The 15,460-nt window shown below is 69.4% G+C and carries 15 protein-coding genes; 10 read left to right on the top strand and 5 right to left on the bottom strand.

Features of this window, described 5'->3' with window-relative positions:
• Positions 1-35 precede the first annotated feature (35 nt).
• The 3 genes from FHS07_RS00075 to msrB form a co-directional block, all read right to left on the bottom strand.
• A complete protein-coding gene (locus FHS07_RS00075; RefSeq protein ID WP_183417900.1) occupies positions 36-1,274 on the bottom strand; it encodes an NAD(P)/FAD-dependent oxidoreductase in 1,239 nt (412 codons plus the stop codon).
• 214 nt (positions 1,275-1,488) lie between these two features.
• The gene (msrA, locus tag FHS07_RS00070) at positions 1,489-2,043 is read right to left on the bottom strand and encodes a peptide-methionine (S)-S-oxide reductase MsrA (protein WP_183417899.1); all 555 of its coding nucleotides are present in this window, start codon (positions 2,041-2,043) and stop codon (positions 1,489-1,491) included.
• A gap of 38 nt (positions 2,044-2,081) precedes the next feature.
• A complete protein-coding gene (gene msrB / locus FHS07_RS00065) occupies positions 2,082-2,540 on the bottom strand; it encodes a peptide-methionine (R)-S-oxide reductase MsrB (protein WP_183417898.1) in 459 nt (152 codons plus the stop codon).
• 203 nt (positions 2,541-2,743) lie between these two features.
• Here msrB and FHS07_RS00060 point away from each other — a divergent pair, with 203 nt between their 5' ends.
• Positions 2,744-3,571, top strand: a complete 828-nt coding sequence (locus FHS07_RS00060) for an SDR family NAD(P)-dependent oxidoreductase (protein WP_183417897.1) — start codon at positions 2,744-2,746, stop codon at positions 3,569-3,571.
• Positions 3,572-3,713: 142 nt separating this feature from the next.
• On the opposite strand, the gene FHS07_RS00055 is transcribed toward FHS07_RS00060, so the two are convergent.
• The gene (locus FHS07_RS00055) at positions 3,714-4,025 is read right to left on the bottom strand and encodes a hypothetical protein (RefSeq protein ID WP_183417896.1); all 312 of its coding nucleotides are present in this window, start codon (positions 4,023-4,025) and stop codon (positions 3,714-3,716) included.
• A 192-nt stretch (positions 4,026-4,217) separates the two neighbouring features.
• Between FHS07_RS00055 and FHS07_RS00050 the strand changes: the two genes are divergently transcribed.
• The 7 genes from FHS07_RS00050 to FHS07_RS00020 all read left to right on the top strand — a co-directional run bounded on the left by FHS07_RS00050 (position 4,218) and on the right by FHS07_RS00020 (position 11,695).
• Positions 4,218-5,192, top strand: a complete 975-nt coding sequence (locus FHS07_RS00050; protein WP_183417895.1) for an intradiol ring-cleavage dioxygenase — start codon at positions 4,218-4,220, stop codon at positions 5,190-5,192.
• Positions 5,193-5,206: 14 nt separating this feature from the next.
• Complete coding sequence (locus tag FHS07_RS16575; protein WP_183417894.1) at positions 5,207-5,449, top strand: twin-arginine translocase TatA/TatE family subunit; 243 nt, start codon at positions 5,207-5,209, stop codon at positions 5,447-5,449.
• Positions 5,450-5,525: 76 nt separating this feature from the next.
• The gene (locus tag FHS07_RS00040; protein ID WP_183417893.1) at positions 5,526-6,251 is read left to right on the top strand and encodes an NUDIX hydrolase; all 726 of its coding nucleotides are present in this window, start codon (positions 5,526-5,528) and stop codon (positions 6,249-6,251) included.
• Between the two features lie 62 nt (positions 6,252-6,313).
• Positions 6,314-7,993: a glucose-6-phosphate isomerase gene (gene pgi, locus FHS07_RS00035; protein WP_183417892.1), complete on the top strand. Its 1,680-nt coding sequence runs from the start codon at positions 6,314-6,316 to the stop codon at positions 7,991-7,993.
• Between the two features lie 374 nt (positions 7,994-8,367).
• The gene (locus FHS07_RS00030) at positions 8,368-9,276 is read left to right on the top strand and encodes an aggregation-promoting factor C-terminal-like domain-containing protein (RefSeq protein WP_183417891.1); all 909 of its coding nucleotides are present in this window, start codon (positions 8,368-8,370) and stop codon (positions 9,274-9,276) included.
• Between the two features lie 90 nt (positions 9,277-9,366).
• Positions 9,367-9,945, top strand: coding sequence for a PadR family transcriptional regulator (locus FHS07_RS00025; protein WP_183417890.1), 579 nt, complete (start codon positions 9,367-9,369; stop codon positions 9,943-9,945).
• Between the two features lie 52 nt (positions 9,946-9,997).
• Positions 9,998-11,695: an ABC1 kinase family protein gene (locus tag FHS07_RS00020; protein ID WP_183417889.1), complete on the top strand. Its 1,698-nt coding sequence runs from the start codon at positions 9,998-10,000 to the stop codon at positions 11,693-11,695.
• A gap of 177 nt (positions 11,696-11,872) precedes the next feature.
• On the opposite strand, the gene FHS07_RS00015 is transcribed toward FHS07_RS00020, so the two are convergent.
• The gene (locus tag FHS07_RS00015) at positions 11,873-12,874 is read right to left on the bottom strand and encodes an aggregation-promoting factor C-terminal-like domain-containing protein (RefSeq protein WP_183417888.1); all 1,002 of its coding nucleotides are present in this window, start codon (positions 12,872-12,874) and stop codon (positions 11,873-11,875) included.
• 424 nt (positions 12,875-13,298) lie between these two features.
• Between FHS07_RS00015 and rpsA the strand changes: the two genes are divergently transcribed.
• Together rpsA and FHS07_RS00005 are read left to right on the top strand one after the other, a co-directional pair.
• Complete coding sequence (rpsA, locus tag FHS07_RS00010) at positions 13,299-14,753, top strand: 30S ribosomal protein S1 (RefSeq protein ID WP_183417887.1); 1,455 nt, start codon at positions 13,299-13,301, stop codon at positions 14,751-14,753.
• Positions 14,754-14,856: 103 nt separating this feature from the next.
• Positions 14,857-15,030: a hypothetical protein gene (locus tag FHS07_RS00005; protein WP_183417886.1), complete on the top strand. Its 174-nt coding sequence runs from the start codon at positions 14,857-14,859 to the stop codon at positions 15,028-15,030.
• The last annotated feature ends 430 nt before the right edge of the window (positions 15,031-15,460 follow it).

Raw genomic sequence — 15,460 nt, 5'->3', positions numbered from 1 at the left:
TCCGGAGACGGGCAACGTGCGGCTGGCCGCCCGGCTCATGCCGCGAGGTCGGCGAGCACCGCCTCCGCGGCCCGCTGCCCTGACACCAGGGCGCCCTGGATCGACGCGGTGTCGCGGTGATCGCCGGCGAGGTAGCGGCCGTCCCCCCGGCGCACCGAGCGCCGCAGGCGCAGGGGCGGATCCTGCGCGGGGAGGGCGCGGATGACGTCGTCCCGGCGTAGGAGGCGCCACGCCCGGGTGTCGGCATCCCACATCTCGGCGAGCTGTCGGCGGATGGCGTCCTCCGACGCCGCGGACGGCAGCACGCAGGTCGCCTGAACGAGGTGCTGCCCGCGCGGTGCGTAGGTGCGCGCGGTGTTGGTCATCACGGCGGTGTTCACGATCGGCCCCCGCCGCCGTCGTCCGTCCACACGGAGCGCGGCGTCGTCGGTGGGAGCCTGGTCGGTCGCGAACCACCACGTCTGCAGGCCGCGAGGACGCGGGAGCGGCACGTCGAGCGACGGATCGAGTCCGGTCGCGATGACCACGGCCCGGGCCGTCATGGCATCCTGTCCCTCCACCCCGACGTGCCAGCCACGGGCCCGGTTCCGGGTCGAGACCACGCGATGGGCGAGGCGGATGCCCGCACCGGCCCGACGGGCGGTCTCGGCGAGCTGCGCCGGGAGCGCGCCGATTCCCGCGGCGGGAACTCCCGGTCGCCCGAGCGTGAAACTGCGGACGAGCAGCCGAACGAACGCGTCGGAGGTTTCCTGCCGGTCATCGGCCAGCACCCCGGCGAGGAACGGTTCGAGCACGCTGTCGCGGAGTGCGCCGCGAAGCCCCGCGCGATCCCACGCCTCGTCGAGCGTGCGGTCGGTCCCGGTCTTCGCCGCCCGCGCCGAAGCGAGAGTGGGCCCCACCCACCGCGCCAGCGCTGCGAGATCGGACGGCCCGATGAGCCCGCTCCGCAGTGTTTCGCGAACGGACAGTGGATGCCGAAGGGGATGGGTCAGCCGCGCGAGTCGGTCGTCGAGCCGGACACCGACCGCCACCGGGAAGCGCCTCAGCGCGAGCGCATCCACGTCGACCCAGCGCCGGATGGCCGGATACGCCGGGTTGAGGACGTGGAAACCCAGGTCGAGGCGGAAGCCGTCGACGACGTCGGTGCGTTCTCGTCCGCCGACGGCGTCGCTCTGTTCGAGCACGACGACGTCGCGACCGGCCTCTGCCAGTCGCGTCGCACAGCGCAGGCCCGCCAAGCCGGCGCCCACCACGATCACGTCGTATCCGCTCATCCCGCGAGCCTAAGCAGGGGTGCCCTGGGGCCCGCGGGGCTTGCGCGCACCGACCGCCCGTCCCGTGTCCACGACACGCCGCCTCGCGCTGCGGGTGCACGGCGGGTTCTGGACGCTCGAGGTGAGGGTGATCCGCGACGGCATCACGTCCCGGGTGCAGCGCCTGCTGGCATGTGCGAGGGGCCCGGATGCTTGTCATCCGGGCCCCTCTTGCTCACGCGGAGGCTTCCTCGCGCTTGGGCAGAACCCAACCGGGGCGCACGAAGTGGCACGTGTAGCCGTGGGGGATGCGCACGAGGTAGTCCTGGTGCTCGGGCTCGGCCTCCCAGAACGGCGCCTCGGGCTCGATCGTGGTGACGGCCTTCGCCGGCCAGATCCCCGACGCGTCGACGTCGGCGATCGTGTCGCGCGCGACCTTCTCCTGCTCGGGCGAGAGCGGGAAGATCGCCGAGCGGTAGCTCGTGCCCACGTCGTTGCCCTGGCGGTTCAGGGTCGAGGGGTCGTGGATCTGGAAGAAGAACGCCAGGATGTCGCGGTACGACGTCTGCGAGGGGTCGAAGACGATCTCGACGGCCTCCGCATGACCGGGGTGGTTGCGGTAGGTCGCGTGCTCGTTCTGGCCGCCGGTGTAGCCGACGCGGGTGTCGAGGACGCCGGGCTGGCGGCGGATGAGGTCTTCGACGCCCCAGAAGCAGCCGCCCGCGAGGACGGCGGTCTCGGTGCCGGGGCGACGGGTGATCTCGCCGGATTCGGAAAGTCCGCTGGTCATGGTGGTGCTCCTTTTGCGCTTGCGGAAAGGGAAGAGGTTCATGAGGCTCGGCTCTCGCGGAACAGGGCGAGGTAGGCGCCGTAGCCCTGGGCTTCGAGCTCGCTGACGGGCACGAAGCGCATCGCCGCCGAGTTCATGCAGTATCTCAGCCCGCCGGCGTCGCGCGGGCCGTCGTCGAACAGGTGGCCGAGGTGGCTGTCCGCCCCGGCGGAGCGCACCTCGGTGCGGGTCATCCAGAGCGTCCGGTCGGTCTTGTTCACGACGGCGGCGTCGTCGATCGGCTTGGTGAAGCTCGGCCAGCCCGTACCGCTCTCGAACTTGTCGGTCGACGAGAACAGGGGCTGTCCCGACACGACGTCGACGTAGATGCCGTCTTCGTGGTTGTCCCAGTACTCGTTGCGGAACGGCGGTTCGGTGGCGTCGTCCTGCGTGACGGCGAACTGGCGGTCGGTGAGGCGGCCCAGCGCCTCCGACGTCTTCCGGTACTCCGTGCTCACGGTTCGCATCCTCTCGTCCTGACGTCCGATGGTGGGCGTCCTTCAATCGAACGCCTCGCCCGCCGGTTTTGGTCCCGCGGGACTGTGAGCGGGCTGTGAGTTCCGCTGCGGCGACGTAGAGGCGACGGATGCCGACGGCAAGCCCCGATCGTCTCGTCTGCGCCGCGGTTAGCGTGGCCTTCTCGAATCAGGAAGAGGATGCCATGACCCGCACCATCGTCATCACCGGAGCCAGCGACGGCATCGGGGCGGCATCGGCGAGACAGCTCGCCCAGCTCGGCGAAGAGGTGGTCGTGGTCGGCCGCAACCCCGACAAGACCGCGCGCATCGCCCGCTCGCTGGGCGTCGAGTCGTTCGTCGCCGACTTCAGCGACCTGGCGCAGGTGCGCGAACTCGCGGCATCCCTCCTCGCGGCGTACCCGCGTATCGATGTGCTCGCCAACAACGCCGGCGGTGTCTTCGGCGAGCGCACGCTGACGAAGGACGGCTACGAGACGACCTTCCAGGTCAACCACCTCGCACCGTTCCTGCTCACGAGTCTCCTGCGAGAGCGACTCGTCGACTCGCAGGCTTCGGTGATCCAGACCTCGAGCGCTGCCGCAAAGCTGTTCCCGCGGTTCGACATCGACGACCTGCAGGGCGAGCACCGGTACTCCTCGACTGCCGCCTACGGCAACGCGAAGCTCGCGAACGTCCTGTTCACGAAGGAGCTGAACCGCCGTTTCGGTGACGCGGGGCTGTCGGCCGTGGCTTTCCACCCGGGGGTGATCGCGTCGAACTTCGGCTCGACCAGCGACGGGCCGTGGAAGTTCCTCTACAGCGGTCCGATCGCCCAGCGGCTCATGACATCGACCTCGGTGGGGGGAGCGCGGCTGACCTGGCTCGCGCTCGGCAAGCCGGGCGTGGACTGGACGCCCGGTGGCTTCTACTCCAACAACAAGCCCGCGAAGACGAACCGGATCGCCGACGACCCGATCATCGCGACGCAGCTGTGGGAGCGCAGCTCCGTCCTCGTCGGGCTCGACGACTGATCACCTAGGCGTTTCTTTTGTGTCGAGGCGGTCCGCCGCTTTCCTGGTGCCGTCTGGGAGGGGCGCGGGCGCGCTGAGTCCTGTGCGATCCCCGTGTCGTCCGTCACGGAGACCGGGCGAGGCCGCGCGCCTCGATTCTCGATCACTGCACGCCGGCTCGCGGCGGACTCACGTTCCATCCGAAGCGTTCGAGTGCGTCGTGGAGCCGGCGGGCCTGCGCCCACGCGATCGCGCCCGAGACGTCGGAGTAGATGTCGATGACGAAGGGCGGCGGATCGGCGAACTTGGGGATCTCGACCTCGGCCCAGGCGTGCGGGGCGAGCCAGACGCGGGGGCGGGCGGTGCCGGCGTCATCCACGCCCCCGTCGGCGGCGAAGGCGATCGCATCCAGGGCGTCGATCTTCGTGATCGGCATGTTCACGACGAGGGTCACCGCGTGCAGTACTCCGGTCATCGCGTACCTCCTTTCCTCATCCTCACACGCGACTCGGGAGTCGGGACCGCCCGCGGCGGAACTGCGCGGGTGCAGGCGTGAGCGCGCGCGCCGCGGCACGCATAGCTCGGGCACAGGATCGGCCAGGCCGGGGGCAGGGTATGTCGGACACGCTCGATGCATCGACATCATCCCCGATCACCGGAGGCGACCATGAGCAGGATCCCCGACACCCAGATGACCCCCGACGGCCCCGCGTACGAGGGCCGTCTGCTCGACCGGGCCGACGAACCCGTCGTCGACCAGGGGGCGCCGTTCGACATCCGCACGCTCGTCTCGCGCCGTGGCATCCTGGGGCTCGTCGCCCTCGGCGCGGGCGCCGTCACACTCGCCGCCTGCACTCCCGCGGCGACCGGGACGACCTCGGCGTCGACCGCGCCGACCACCCTCACCCCGACCCCGACGGCCTCGGCGACCCCCTCCGCCTCGGCGACCAGCGCAGCCGTCGCTCTCCCCGCCGGTGAGATCCCCGACGAGACGGCCGGCCCGTACCCCGGGGACGGCTCGAACGGCCCCGACATCCTCGAGCAGTCAGGGATCGTCCGCGGAGACCTTCGCACGAGCCTCGACGGTGGCATAACGGCCGATGGCGTCCCGATGACCCTGAACCTCACGATCTTCGACGCCGCAGGCGGCGACGCGCCGTTCGTCGGTGCCGCCGTGTACGTGTGGCATTGCGACGCGGAGGGGCGCTACTCGATGTACTCCTCGGGCGTCGAGAACGAGACCTTCCTTCGCGGAGTCCAGGTCGTCGGGGCCGACGGTGTCGTCTCGTTCACCTCGATCTTCCCCGCCTGCTACGACGGCCGCTGGCCGCACATCCACTTCGAGGTCTACCCGAATGTGGATGCCATCACCGACGCGTCGAACGCGATCGCGACCTCGCAGGTGGCCCTCCCGCACGCTGCGTGCGACGTCGTCTACGCGGATGCGAGGTACCCGTCGTCGGCGGCGAACCTGGCCCGTGTGTCGCTCGACAGCGACAATGTCTTCGGCGACGACGGGGGAGCGCTCGAGCTCGCCACGACCGCGGGCGATAACACCGCCGGCTGGACGGTCGCTCTGGGCGTGCGCGTCGACACCACCACCACCCCGACCGCGGGCGCGATGCCCGGCGGCCGGGGCTGATCGGGATTCCTCCCGTGCTGCAGAACCTCACGGGTTGGCACGCCCTCATCGTGCTCGCGATCGTCGTCCTCGTCTTCGGCGCCGCCAAGCTCCCGGCCCTCGCCCGCAGCGTCGGACAATCCATCCGCATCCTGAGGACGGAGGCGGCCGAACCGTGTACGGATACCCCGGCCCCCACGGTCGACGACACACGCGCGCAGGCGGACTCCGCGTCTGTGCCGCCCTCGCCGGTACCCGCTCCGCCAAGGATGTCGTGAGCGCCGCCGCCGGCCCGCCATGGCTGGGAGGGGCTCGGCCGCCCGGACGGCCGAGGGCGGCAGCTAGCCTCGATCCATGTCGTCTCCCCGCGCACAGCTCGAAGATCTCCTCGCCCGGGGGCTCGGCGACGTTTCTCCGGCGCTGCGCGCGGCGCCGGTCGAGGGTGAGGCTCGGGCAGCGGCGGTCCTCATCCTGTTCGGCGTGCTCGACGGCATCCCGAGCGAACGCGCCGCGCGACACGTCCCGAGCGATCTCGACGTCCTCCTTTTAGCGCGCGCGAGCACGCTGCGCGCCCACCCCGGACAGGTCGCCTTCCCCGGAGGCCGCGTCGATCCCGAAGATCCGGATGCCGTGGCGGCAGCGCTGCGCGAGGCACAGGAGGAGACCGGTCTCGACCCCGACGGCGTCGAGGTGCTCGGCACGCTCGAGCCGGTTCCGCTGGCGTTCTCTCGCCACGAGGTGACTCCCGTCGTCGGGTGGTGGACGCGCCCGACGACGGTCCGGGCGGTCGATGCGGCGGAATCGGCCGAGGTGTTCCGCGTTCCCGTCGCCGATCTTCTCGACCCTGCCCGCCGCGGCGTCACGGTCCTCCGGCGCGACGGCCGCGAGTGGCGCGGACCCGCCTTCGCGCTCGATACGGCGCGTGGACCGCAGACGCTGTGGGGCTTCACGGCGATGCTGCTCGACGGCCTGTTCGACCGGCTCGGCTGGACCGAGGCGTGGGATGCCTCGCGCGAGATCCCCCTCCGGGAGCCAGTGGTCGCCGACCCCGTGGTTCTTCCCGGGCCGCCCCGTCCCTAGCGCGCACCGCCGTCTTCGTCATCCGTCGCGTGTCGCGCCCCGGGGTCGCTAGCGTGTGTTGCGTGACTGCGCCTATCGATCCCACCACCACCGCCGCCTGGTCCCGCCTCACCGCGCTCCAGGGCGCGTTCGAGCCCGACCTGCGCGGCTGGTTCGCCGCCGACACCGACCGCACGCGCGATCTCACGCGCACCGTCGGCGACCTCCACGTCGACCTGTCGAAGAACCTCGTCACCGCCGATGTGCTCGACGCCCTCGTCGCGCTCGCCGAAGAGACCGGCGTCGCCGAGCGTTATGCCGACATGCGGCGGGGCGTGCACCTCAACACCAGCGAAGACCGCGCCGTTCTGCACACCGCCCTTCGCCGCCCGGCCGGCGCCGAGCCCGCGCTCGTCGTCGACGGTCAGCAGGTCGATCACGACGTGCACGAGGTGCTCGACCGCCTCAGTGCGTTCGCCGAGCGCGTGCGATCGGGCGAGTGGCGCGGCGTCACCGGCAAGAAGGTCACCACGGTCGTCAACATCGGCATCGGCGGCAGCGACCTCGGCCCGGTGATGGTCTACGAGGCCCTCCTCCCGTACGCCGACGCCGGCATCCACGCGCGGTTCGTCTCCAACATCGATCCGGCCGACATCGCGCAGAAGACCGCCGATCTCGACCCCGAGACCACGCTCTTCATCGTCGCCTCGAAGACGTTCACCACCCTCGAGACCCTCACCAATGCCCGTCTCGCGCGCGACTGGCTGTGGAAGAAGCTCGCGACCGCCGGCGTCATGGACGACTCGGATGCCGCCCGCACCGACGCCGTCGCCCATCACTTCGTCGCGGTCTCGACGGCTCTCGACAAGGTCGCGGCCTTCGGTATCGACCCCGCCAACGCCTTCGGGTTCTGGGACTGGGTGGGCGGGCGCTACTCCGTCGACTCCGCTATCGGGCTGTCGCTGGCGATCACGCTCGGCCCGGACGCGTTCCGCGGACTTCTCTCCGGCTTCCACGCGGTCGACGAGCACGTGGCATCCACCCCGATCGCTGAGAACGTGCCTGTCCTGATGGGGCTCCTCAACGTCTGGTACACCAACTTCCTCGGTGCGCAGTCGCACGCGGTCCTGCCGTACGCGCAGCAGCTGCACCGCTTCGCGGCGTACCTCCAGCAGCTGACGATGGAATCCAACGGCAAATCCGTGCGCTGGGACGGCACTCCCGTCACCACCGACACGGGCGAGGTGTTCTGGGGCGAGCCGGGGACCAATGGTCAGCACGCCTTTTATCAGCTCATCCACCAGGGCACGCGGCTGATCCCGGCCGATTTCATCGCCTTCGTGAACCCGGCCTACCCGCTCGCCGACGATGGACGCGACGTTCACGGGCTGTTCCTGGCGAACTTCCTCGCTCAGACCAAGGCCTTGGCGTTCGGCAAGACCGCCGAAGAGGTCGAGGCCGAGGGCACCACCGGCACCCTCGTGGCCGCGCGCACGTTCCCGGGCAACCGTCCGACGACGTCGATCTTCGCGCCCTCGCTCACCCCGTCGGTGCTCGGTCAGCTCATCGCGCTCTACGAGCACATCACGTTCACGCAGGGCACCATCTGGGGCATCAACTCGTTCGACCAGTGGGGGGTCGAGCTCGGAAAGCAGTTGGCCCTGCAGATCGCGCCGGCCATCGAGGGTGACGAGAGCGCGCTCGACGCACAAGACGCGTCGACGCGGGCGCTGCTCGAGTACTACCGCGCACACCGCTCCTGACACTGGTACGCGGCTGAGGCCGTGACGGCGGGCCGATCCGAGGATTCTCCACTCTTCTCGGGTGGGCCCGTCGCACATCGCGGGCGCGGGGATGACGACTCGAGCCGTCCCGCGCCTCGGCAGCTCGGTCAGTGAGAAAAAGACCAGATCAGATGATTATTCCGAGCAAGCGCACGGTCGGGCGCGCACGGAGCGGATCCGCCGTCGCCGACGCCCTCGGTCGAGGGGTGGGCGATGCGCGGCTCACACGCGTCGCCCAGGTAACGAAGAGATAACGCTCAGAAGCGGCCCGCACACTCGGGGACTTGTGTCGACCCGAACGACACATCACCGCGCTCGATCCCGACGAGCGCGCCCCGACGAAAGATTGCTCCTTGCTCCGTTCTGATGTGAAACTTCTGCACGTCCACCGCGCCCGTCGCACCCTCGTCACGGCCGCGACCTGCGCCGGACTCGCGCTCGGCCTCGTCGCCACCACCGGTCTCGCCGTCGCCGCCCCGCTGTCGGTCCCGGATGCCTCGGCATCCTCGTTCTCGTCCCCGGCCTCTTCGGTGCCCGTCTCGACCGCTCCGACGCTGGATGCCGTGACCATCGGCGCGACCGACGCGCGCGCCGACGCGGTTTCCGCCCTCGCGCGCGCCGAGTCCGTGCGCGCCGACGTCGCGGCGACCGGCCTCGCATTGTCGATCGGCGACGCCACCATCGACACGGCGGCTCTCGAAGACGCCGTGGATCGCCTCGACTCGACCGACCTGCTCCCCGTGCTGCTCGTGCCCGCGCTCAGCCAGAACGCGCAGACCGAGGTCGCCCAGGTCGTCGCCCGTTCGTCGGAGGTCGAGGCCAGCCTCGCGCAGGCCAAGGCCGAGAAGGCCGCGGCGGACGCCGCCGCCGAGGCGCAGCGTCAAGCCGAGGCTGCCGCCGCCGCTGAGGCGCAGCGTCAGGCCGAGGCCGCCGCGGCGCTCGCGCGTGTGAACACCCCTGATGGTGCGCGCGCCTACGCCGCGCAGCTGGCCTCCGAGAAGTACGGGTGGGGGAGCGATCAGTTCTCCTGCCTGTCCTCGCTCTGGAGCAAGGAGTCGGGCTGGAACTACCAGGCCTACAACGACGACGGCGGCGCCACCGGCATCCCGCAGGCCCTCCCCGGCAGCAAGATGGCGACCTTCGGCGCGGATTGGCAGACCAATGCCGCGACGCAGATCGCGTGGGGGCTGGACTACATCAACCGCGGATACGGCACGCCGTGCAGCGCGTGGGGCCACTCGCAGTCCGTCAACTGGTACTGAGAATCCGCCCAGCGACCGTCCCGCGACCCCGTCAGCGATATATCGTTATGTATCGCTGACTCAAATCGGGTTCGCGCGAAGGAGGTCGTCATGAGTGGTTCATTCCTAGGAGACGCGTTCGGCGGACGCGGCGGCAACAACACCCCCGGCTGGCCGATGTCCAACATCCTCGAGGGTCTCGAGCAGCTGCGCTCGCAGTTCGAGCAGAAGACCAGCGCGATGCCCCGCATGAACAAGGGCGACGTGCGGTCCGCAGTGCTCTCGCTGCTTCTCGAGCAGCCCATGCACGGCTACCAGATCATCCGCGAGATCGAAGAGCGCAGCGGCGGATCGTGGAAGCCAAGCCCCGGCTCGGTCTACCCCACGCTCCAGCTCCTCACCGACGAGGGTCTCGTGCAGTCGGAGGAGTCCAACGGTCGCAAGACCTACTCGCTCACCGCCGAGGGCCGGGCTGCGGCCGGCGACGAGACCACCGAGCGCACCGCACCCTGGGAGTCCGCGGGCTCGCGCGACAGTGGCCGCATGACGGCGCTTCCCAAGGCCGGGGTCGAACTCGCGCAGGCCGCCGCCCAGGTCGCGCGAACGGGCGACAAGGAGCAGGTCCAGCAGGCGGTCGAGATCCTCGACGAGGCTCGCCGCAAGCTCTACTCCATCCTCGCTCAGGGGTGAGGCCGCCCCAGAGCGACGGGGGCTCGGCACCCGTCGGCATCCAGGAGAACCGATGACCGACGACGCCCTGATGAAGGCCCGCTACCGGCGCATCACGCGCTTCGCCGCGCGCTACCTCGTGCAGGCGTGGTGGTACGAGCTCTTCCTGCCGCGGTTCGGCCTCGGGTGGATCTCCGCCCGGGGTCGAACCCGTCGTCTCGAGCGCATCGCGCAGCGCTTCCACGTCCTGGCGGTCGACCTCGGCGGCCTGATGATCAAGGTCGGGCAGTTCATGTCGTCGCGCCTCGACGTGTTGCCGCCCTCGATCACGAAACAGCTCGAAGGCCTGCAGGACGAGGTACCCGCGGTCCCGTTCGCCCAGATGCGCGCCCGCGCCGAGCACGAACTGGGGATGCCGCTGGAGCGGGCGTTCGCCAGTGTCGATGAGCGGCCGCTCGCCGCTGCCTCGCTCGGACAGGCGCATCGCGCCGTGCTCACCGACGCGCTGGCCGAGGAGACGGGTCTGCGCGCGGTCGTACTGAAGATCCAGCGCCCCGACATCGATCGCATCGTCGACGTGGATCTGCGCGCCCTCCGGAAGGTGGGTGTCTGGCTGAGCAAGGTCGCCCTCGTCCGCGACCGCGTCGACATGCCCTCCCTCGTGGAGGAATTCGCCGTGACCAGCCTCGAAGAGATCGACTATCTGCACGAAGCCGCCAACTCCGAGCGTTTCGCCGCGGATTTCGGGGGAGAGGACGGGGTCGCCGTCCCCGATGTCGTGTGGGAGCGCACGACTCGCCGCGTGCTGACCCTCGAAGACGTCAGCGCGATCAAGATCAACGATGTCGACGCGCTTCGCGCCGCCGGCATCGACCCGTCCGAGGTCGCCGCGCGTTTCGCCGCGGTGATGTTCGATCAGCTGTTCGACGACGGCTTCTTCCACGCCGACCCCCACCCCGGCAACGTCTTCGTCACCCCGCTGTCCTCGTCGACGGATGCCGGCCCTCCGGCCTGGCGTTTCACGTTCATCGACTTCGGCATGATGGGCGACGTTCCACCGGGCCTTCGACGGGGCCTGCGCCGCGTTCTCATCGCCGCGGCGTCGCGCGATGGGAAGGGTCTGGTCGACGGAATCCGCGACGTGGGTGTGTTGCTTCCGTCGGCCGACACGATCCAGCTCGAACGGGCGATGACGCAGCTCTTCTCGCGTTTCGGCGGCATGGGGTTCGCCGAACTGCAAGAAGTGGACCCGCGGGAGTTCCGTGCCTTCGCGATCGAGTTCGGCGACGTCGTTCGCGCGCTGCCGTTCCAGTTGCCCGAGAACTTCCTGCTGATCGTCCGTGCCATGTCGTTGACGAGCGGTATGTGCAGTTCGCTCGACCCCGCCTTCAATATCTGGGATGCCGTCGAGCCTTACGCTCAGCGCCTGATCCGCGAAGAGAGCGGCAACACCGCCCAGGCTCTCGTGCGGGAGGTCGGCGCCGTCGCGGCCGTGACCGCGCGCTTGCCGCGCCGCGCCGACAATCTCATCTCCCGGCTCGAGGAGGGGTCCCTTGCCGTCGAGACGCCCCGCATCGAACGCCGCATGCGCGATCTCGAACGGATGGTCCGTCGGGTCGTGTCGTCGGTGCTGTTCACGGGACTGCTCATCGGGGGAGTGCTGCTGCAGGCCGAGCAGGCGGTGATCGGCACGATCCTCATGGTGGTGTCGTTCGCGCCCCTCTCCCACGCCCTGCTCGCCGGCGTCATCGCCCGTCGCAACGGCGCGTGACCGATCGGATGCGCCCTCACCGGTGATCCACGATGCGGACCTCCGAGAGGAGGATCCGCACCCACGCCGATCCCCGCGAATCCTGCCGATGACGACGAGGGCGCCGCCCCGGATCGTTTCCGGGGCGGCGCCCTCGTCGTTCAGCGTCGACCGGGGGTCGAGGCCCCGATCGGCGGGTCAGTACCAGCCGGTGGACTGCGAGTGGCTCCACGCGCCGCACGGGTCGCCGTAGCGGCCGGAGATGTAACCGAGGCCCCACGAGATCTGGGTGGTCGCGTTGCTCTGCCAGTCGGCGCCGGCCGATGACATCTTGCTGCCCGGGAGCGCCTGCGGGATCCCGAAGGCACCGCTGCTGGCGTTGTATGCCTGGTAGTTCCAGCCCGATTCCTTGTTCCACAGCGAGACGAGGCAGCTGAACTGGTCGTCTCCCCAGCCGCGGCTGGCCAGCATGCCTCGCGCGGTCGCCTGAGCGCCGGCGGGGCTGTTGTCGCCCGAGCCGCCGCCCGTGGCGAACGGCGCCGACGATCCTGAGCCGCTCGACGACGACGAAGACGACGAGGTGCTCTGCTCAGCGGCGGCCTGCTCGGCGGCCTCCGCTGCGGCGGCTGCGGCGGCTGCGGCCTCCGCTTCCTGGCGTGCCTTCTCGGCTGCTTCCTCTTCGGCCTTCTTCGCCACGGCGGCGTCGAGGCTGCCGCGCAGTTCGGCAACGCGTTGGTCGACGGCCGCGGTCGCGGTTTCGACGTCGTCGGCGAAGTCGGGCAGGAACGTCGCCGGCAGCACAGAGGCCGACTGCAGGCGCTCTGCGGCGTACACGAGCGCACCGGTGTCGACGGTCGCGGGCTGGCCGATGTCGAGCCCGGATGCCGCGATGTCGGCCTGCACGCTCGAGGCGGCCTTCAGGGAGCCGGCGGCGGTGGTCTGAGCGGATCGAGCCTGCGCGACCTCGGGGCCACGGGCAGGTTCGAGAACCGTCGGTGTGGTCGCGGAGGCGAGCGAGAACGTCGCGGTCGTGAGGTCGGCCGGCGAGGCGGTCGCCGCCGGCACGGTGCCGGTGAGGGCTGCGGCCGCGACCGCGCCGACCACGAGCACGCCGACGGTGGTCACCGGGCGACGGCGGGTGCGACGGGCGGCGAGGCGGCGATCACGACGGTTGGACGTGGGCGTCGAAGAAGAGCGCATAGAACCGGTTTCACGTGAGGGGGGACGACGCGGGTTTCGCCGTCGGGCCCGCGATGACGGGCACAAGACGGGGAGCCTGGCACGGCATTCTGGACGCCACCTGGGCACGCGTGCGGAGACCGGCGCGGCAAAAGGGCCGATCCGGGGCGAATCGGTGCCTGCGTCGCCGCTTCTTCGACGTCGTATGACGCCCCTGTCACCGCAGGATCCGCGAAGAGGGGTCGGTGAGTTAGACTGAGATGTCACACGTGGGCTCTGCTCGTTCTCCGGGCGGCCCGTGACATCGCACGAATCAATCCGCTTCGCTTCGACGCGTGGCACGTGCTCGCCCTCGGGTGGGCGGGTGCCCGATGCCTCCGGTCCACCGACCGACGGGCGCAGAAGTCGCAGCCCGACACCACACCCAACTAGGACAACCCACTACATGACTACCGCAACGACCGCCCCGGCTATCAAGCAGGTCGCGATCAACGACATCGGCTCGGCCGAAGACTTCCTGGCCGCGGTCGAGAAGACGCTCAAGTTCTTCAACGACGGCGACCTCATCGAAGGCACCGTGGTCAAGATCGACCGCGACGAGGTCCTCCTCGACGTCGGTTACAAGACCGAGGGTGTCATCCCCTCCCGCGAGCTCTCGATCAAGCACGACGTCGACCCCAATGAGGTCGTCAACGTCGGCGATCACGTCGAGGCCCTCGTTCTCCAGAAGGAGGACAAGGAAGGCCGCCTCATCCTGTCCAAGAAGCGCGCTCAGTACGAGCGTGCGTGGGGCGACGTCGAGAAGATCAAGGAGAACGACGGTGTCGTCACCGGCTCCGTGATCGAGGTCGTCAAGGGTGGTCTCATCGTCGACATCGGCCTCCGCGGCTTCCTCCCGGCTTCGCTCATCGAGCTGCGCCGCGTCCGCGACCTGACGCCGTACCTCGGCCAGGAGATCGAGGCCAAGATCCTCGAGCTCGACAAGAACCGCAACAACGTCGTTCTGTCGCGCCGCGCTCTGCTCGAGCAGACGCAGTCCGAGTCGCGCACCACGTTCCTCAACAACCTCCACAAGGGCCAGGTCCGCAAGGGCACGGTCTCGTCGATCGTCAACTTCGGTGCGTTCGTCGACCTGGGCGGCGTCGACGGTCTCGTCCACGTCTCCGAGCTCTCCTGGAAGCACATCGAGCACGCCTCCGAGGTCGTCGAGGTGGGCCAGGAGGTCACCGTCGAGATCCTCGAGGTCGACCTCGACCGTGAGCGCGTGTCGCTCTCGCTCAAGGCGACGCAGGAAGATCCGTGGCAGGTGTTCGCCCGTACCCACGCGATCGGTCAGATCGCGCCGGGCAAGGTCACCAAGCTCGTCCCCTTCGGTGCGTTCGTCCGCGTGGCCGACGGTATCGAGGGCCTCGTGCACATCTCCGAGCTGTCGGGCAAGCACGTCGAGCTCGCCGAGCAGGTCGTGTCGGTAGGCGAAGAGGTCTTCGTCAAGATCATCGACATCGACCTCGAGCGTCGTCGCATCTCGCTGTCGCTCAAGCAGGCCAACGAGTCGGTCGACCCCAACGGCACCGAGTTCGACCCGGCGCTGTACGGTATGGCCACCGAGTACGACGAGCGCGGCGAGTACAAGTACCCCGAGGGCTTCGACCCCGAGTCGGGTGCGTGGCTCGAGGGCTTCGATGCCCAGCGCGAGCAGTGGGAGCAGGAGTACGCTGCGGCCCAGGGTCGCTGGGAAGCTCACAAGTCCGCCGTTGCCAAGGCCCTCGAGGCCGAGGCGGCGAACCCGACGGACGCCGGTACGTTCGGCGGATCGTTCTCGTCGGAGTCGCCCGCCCAGGGCACCCTCGCCGACGACGAGTCGCTGGCGGCGCTTCGCGAGAAGCTCTCCGGACGCTGATCCGTCTCACACCGAAGGCCGGTACCTCCTCAGAGGTGCCGGCCTTCGGTCGTTTCGACGCAAGCCCTGTTGTTCCCGGGGGAGTCCGGGGCAGGATCGATGTATGGCAAACCGACTTCCGCTTCTGATCACTCTCGCCGGCGTGGCCGTGCTCTTCTTGTCGATCGTGTTCGTTTTCGCCCTCGTGCTGGGGGCGATGTTCTTCGATGGGATCGAGTTCACCGGCGGGCACACGGATGCGATGGCCTCCGGCCTTGCCTGGGGACTCGTCGCCTGACAGGTTTCCCCGTTCCCACGCGTCGGCCCGGCCGACCTCCGCGGTCGCGCCGGGCCCTGTTGTTTCCCGCGTGTTTCCGTGCATTTCGTGTGCCGACACGCCCGGGATGTGGCGTGATTGGCCGAGCAGGTGAACCGGACGTACAGTATTACTTGTTCGCCCCACAGGGGAGAGCGGAGCGGCCGAAAGGCCCGGCATCCCCTCAAGTGGTGAGCTGCTGAGAATCACTCCACACGGAGAGGTTCCAGCTCGACCGTCCAGTTCGTTGTCACGACGTTGATCTTGTTCAGAGATCCCACAGTGAGAGCATTCAGTTCCGGGTGGTCTTATAGATCGTGAACTGCCTCACGGGTAGGTCGGAAGACTGTTTTCGTGGGTGCGTCCGTTCCTTGAGAACTCAACAGCGTGCACTTGTCAAATGCCAATTTTA

This window comes from Microbacterium proteolyticum, assembly GCF_014192415.1.
Taxonomy (GTDB): Bacteria; Actinomycetota; Actinomycetes; order Actinomycetales; family Microbacteriaceae; genus Microbacterium; species Microbacterium proteolyticum.
The sequence above is the reverse complement of the archived record's forward strand: the minus strand, read 5'-3'. Positions and strand labels throughout refer to the sequence as shown.

Coding starts and splice junctions, on each gene's coding strand:
- FHS07_RS00075 (WP_183417900.1), bottom strand. CDS start 1,274: ATGAGCGGATACGACGTGATCGTGGTGGGCGCCGGCTTGGCGGGCCTG.
- msrA (WP_183417899.1), bottom strand. CDS start 2,043: ATGACCAGCGGACTTTCCGAATCCGGCGAGATCACCCGTCGCCCCGGC.
- FHS07_RS00060 (WP_183417897.1), top strand. CDS start 2,744: ATGACCCGCACCATCGTCATCACCGGAGCCAGCGACGGCATCGGGGCG.
- FHS07_RS00055 (WP_183417896.1), bottom strand. CDS start 4,025: ATGACCGGAGTACTGCACGCGGTGACCCTCGTCGTGAACATGCCGATC.
- FHS07_RS00050 (WP_183417895.1), top strand. CDS start 4,218: ATGAGCAGGATCCCCGACACCCAGATGACCCCCGACGGCCCCGCGTAC.
- FHS07_RS00040 (WP_183417893.1), top strand. CDS start 5,526: ATGTCGTCTCCCCGCGCACAGCTCGAAGATCTCCTCGCCCGGGGGCTC.
- FHS07_RS00025 (WP_183417890.1), top strand. CDS start 9,367: ATGAGTGGTTCATTCCTAGGAGACGCGTTCGGCGGACGCGGCGGCAAC.
- FHS07_RS00020 (WP_183417889.1), top strand. CDS start 9,998: ATGACCGACGACGCCCTGATGAAGGCCCGCTACCGGCGCATCACGCGC.
- FHS07_RS00015 (WP_183417888.1), bottom strand. CDS start 12,874: ATGCGCTCTTCTTCGACGCCCACGTCCAACCGTCGTGATCGCCGCCTC.
- rpsA (WP_183417887.1), top strand. CDS start 13,299: ATGACTACCGCAACGACCGCCCCGGCTATCAAGCAGGTCGCGATCAAC.
- FHS07_RS00005 (WP_183417886.1), top strand. CDS start 14,857: ATGGCAAACCGACTTCCGCTTCTGATCACTCTCGCCGGCGTGGCCGTG.